Source organism: Ligilactobacillus murinus DSM 20452 = NBRC 14221 (assembly GCF_001591685.1).
Taxonomy (GTDB): Bacteria; Bacillota; Bacilli; order Lactobacillales; family Lactobacillaceae; genus Ligilactobacillus; species Ligilactobacillus murinus.
Window position 1 is genome coordinate 1 of sequence record NZ_BCVJ01000085.1, and the last position, 3,452, is coordinate 3,452.

Sequence of the window (3,452 nt, forward strand, 5' to 3'; positions counted from 1 at the left end):
ACGATTTGAGGTGCTTTTTTTTGTGTGCTAGCTTAAATTTCTATAATCATGGAGTTATAGTATAATTAATACTATGGATGTTTGAATATGCATTGATCAGGTGCCTTGATTTTTAGCATTGCAATTTGAAATATTTTTTTAATTGTAATGCTGTTTTAGTGTGATTTAAAAAACTAACTAAGATATTCCCTGATAAAGCACTAATTTACATTGAAACATTAGCTTTTATCCTGTAAAATTCAATATGGCGCATTGTTTACTATTTAATGATCTGCGCAGACTATTTGATGATGATTCGAAAAGATATATATATATTTATTTAATTGATTTAGTGAGGAATTTAACAAAATGAAAAAAATGATTGTCAAGGGTTCGCAAAAATTGTCAGGGGAAGTGACGATCGGCGGAGCCAAAAATAGTACTGTAGCTCTTATTCCAGCTTCCATTTTAGCTGATACACCTGTTGAATTTGATTCGGTTCCTGATATTTTAGATGTGCATAACTTAATGTTGATTTTAAAATCAATGAATGTAAAATCATTTTATAACCGAGGAAAACTTACCGTTGATCCAACAATGATCGAATCCACTCCACTACCCGGTGGAGCTATTCGTAGTTTGCGAGCTTCTTATTATTTTATGGGCGCTTTGCTTGGAAAATTCGGTAAGGCTGTAGTAGGATTTCCCGGGGGCGATAATATCGGGCCACGTCCGATCGACCAACACATCAAGGGCTTTAAAGCTTTAGGAGCAAAAGTTGTTGAAAAAGATGATACGGTTTACATTACTACTGGTCCAGAAGGTTTACAAGGTGCACGGATCTTCTTTGATCTAGTTTCTGTTGGTGCAACGATCAATGTTTTATTAGCTGCAGTCAAAGCTAAAGGGACAACGATCATGGAAAATGTTGCTCGTGAACCAGAGATCGTTGATCTAGCAACCTTTTTAAATAACATGGGGGCTAAGATCCGTGGAGCTGGCACGGATGTGATCCGCGTACAAGGTGTTGATAGCTTAAAAGCGCAAAATATTCATACGATCATTCCCGATCGGATCGAAGCGGGAACATATTTGTCATTTGCAGCGGCCAACGGTAAAGGGGTCTTAGTGAAAAATGTGATCACTGAGCATTTGGATCCATTTATTGCTAAGATGCAAGAAATGGGCGTGACCCTTGAGATCGATGAGGATAAGATCTATGTTCCCGGGGGCGACCTTTTAGCGCCAGTTAGTGTCAAAACAGCACCTTTCCCAGGTTTAGCCACCGATTTACAGCAACCTTTAACGCCACTTTTGATGAAAGCTAAGGGCAAGTCAACTATTATTGATACGCTTTATCCGCAAAGAACTAAGCATATTCCTGAAATGCAAAAAATGGGAGCTAAGATCTCCAGTCAAAATGGTGTGATCACGATCGGTCATGCTAAGAATTTGAGCGGTACAACGGTAGAAGCAGGCGAGATCAGAGCCGGTGTATCATTGTTAGGTTTGGCTTTAATGGCAGAGGGTACGACAACGATCACCAAGGCAGATAACATTTTACGTGGGTATGATCGGATCGTTGAAAAATTCCGCGGGTTAAATGTGGATCTGAAAGTTATCACTGAGAGTGAAACACTAGATTTTTAAAATAATTACGATAGAGGCGAGCGCATGTCAGAAATGCAAACTTTAGAAGACTTACAAAAAAAGACTTTAAAAGAAATATATGAATACGCACGGAAATATAAGATAAAATATTATAGCCAAATGAACAAAAAAGAGTTGTCGTTGGCCGTCATTCGTGCCCAAGCAGAAGAGTCCAGTTTTGTGATGAAAGGTGTTTTGGAGATCTTTTATGATGAAGGTGGATATGGCTTTTTGCGACCGTTAAATTACAGTCAGTCAAAAGAAGATATTTATGTTTCAGCTTCGCAGATCAAACGTTTTGGGCTTCGGAACGGCGATGAAGTCGTGGGCAAAGTTCGCCCTCCACGGCAAAATGTGGCCAATGATCGCTATGGGATGCTTTATATTGATTCTGTCAACGGTAAAAGTCCAGAAGAAGCAAAGGGCAGGCCGCATTTCCCAGCATTAACGGCTAAATATCCTGATCGACGTTTGCTTTTGGAATATGAGCAAAAGAAGTTGTCGACGCGAGTGATCGATCTTTTTTCGCCGATCGGTTTTGGCCAACGTGGTTTGATCGTAGCCCCACCTAAAGCAGGGAAAACGACATTTTTAAAAGATATCGCTGCTGGGATCTCAAAAAATCACCCGCAAGCTAAACTTTTAGTTGTATTGATCGATGAACGTCCAGAAGAAGTTACTGACTTAGAAGAATATTTGGCCAAGATCAATCCAACTAGTGAGGTCGTTTATTCAACTTTTGATCAGCGTCCAGAAAATCATGTGCATATCTCGGAACTAGTCTTAGAAAGAGCGATGCGTTTGGTCGAAGATAAACAAGATGTGATCATTTTGTTAGACTCGTTGACGCGTTTAGCACGGGCTTATAACTTAGTGGAGCCTGCTAGTGGAAAAACGCTATCTGGTGGGTTAGATCCAACAGCCTTATATCGTCCCAAAAAATTCTTTGGAGCAGCCCGAAATGTCAAAGAAGGTGGAAGTTTGACGATCTTAGCGACAGCCTTAGTTGATACAGGTAGTCGGATGGACGATATTATTTTTGAAGAGTTTAAGGGGACTGGTAATCAAGAATTGCAATTGAGTCGCTTATTATCTGAAAGACGGATCTTTCCTGCCGTTGATCTCAAAAAATCCGGAACACGTAAAGAAGAGCTGTTGCTTTCTGACGATGAACTTGAAGCGATCTGGAAGTTGCGGCGAGCGATGAGCGATGATATTTTGAAAGATACTGAACAGATCTTGAAGATCCTACGTCAAACTAAGAGTAATGCAGATTTTTGTGCCCAGATCGATCAACTCGAATTATCAAATCGGCGATAAATAACGAATTTAGTATAGATTTATAGACCTATATTTAGAGCCAATGTTTACAGGTCCTCTTTTGTTTAGATGATAAAAATCGTAAAAGCTAATTGCAACAAATTTAGATTCATGTTATTATGTTATTTGTTGTATAACACGAAAATAACTCTGACCCAGCAAATGGATCAGGGCAAAGGAGCGAAATTAGAATGAAACAAGGAATCCATCCAGATTATCACAAAGTTGTTTTTATGGACTCAGCTACAGGTTACAAGTTCTTGTCTGGTTCAACAAAGACAACTGAAGAAACAATTGAATGGGAAGACGGCAACACATACCCATTGATTCGTGTGGAAATCTCCAGCGACTCACACCCATTCTACACAGGTAAGCAAAAATTCACACAAGCCGATGGTCGTGTGGATCGCTTCAACAAGAAATACGGTTTTACAAACTAAGATATTTCATGAAAGCTACGGTTTTGACCGTGGCTTTTTTATTTTAATGACGCCTAGCCGGAA

Annotated in this window: 3 protein-coding genes; all 3 read left to right on the forward strand. The window is 39.5% G+C overall.

Annotated elements, in window-relative coordinates:
* The first annotated feature begins 348 nt into the window (after positions 1-348).
* The 3 genes from murA to LMU01S_RS09670 all read left to right on the forward strand — a co-directional run bounded on the left by murA (position 349) and on the right by LMU01S_RS09670 (position 3,389).
* Positions 349-1,629 carry a UDP-N-acetylglucosamine 1-carboxyvinyltransferase gene (gene murA / locus LMU01S_RS09660; RefSeq protein ID WP_056957876.1) on the forward strand — a complete coding sequence of 427 codons (1,281 nt, stop codon included), beginning with the start codon at positions 349-351 and terminating at the stop codon, positions 1,627-1,629.
* A 24-nt stretch (positions 1,630-1,653) separates the two neighbouring features.
* Positions 1,654-2,949: a transcription termination factor Rho gene (gene rho / locus LMU01S_RS09665; protein WP_056957879.1), complete on the forward strand. Its 1,296-nt coding sequence runs from the start codon at positions 1,654-1,656 to the stop codon at positions 2,947-2,949.
* A gap of 191 nt (positions 2,950-3,140) precedes the next feature.
* The gene (locus tag LMU01S_RS09670; RefSeq protein ID WP_004049440.1) at positions 3,141-3,389 is read left to right on the forward strand and encodes a type B 50S ribosomal protein L31; all 249 of its coding nucleotides are present in this window, start codon (positions 3,141-3,143) and stop codon (positions 3,387-3,389) included.
* Positions 3,390-3,452: the final 63 nt, after the last annotated feature.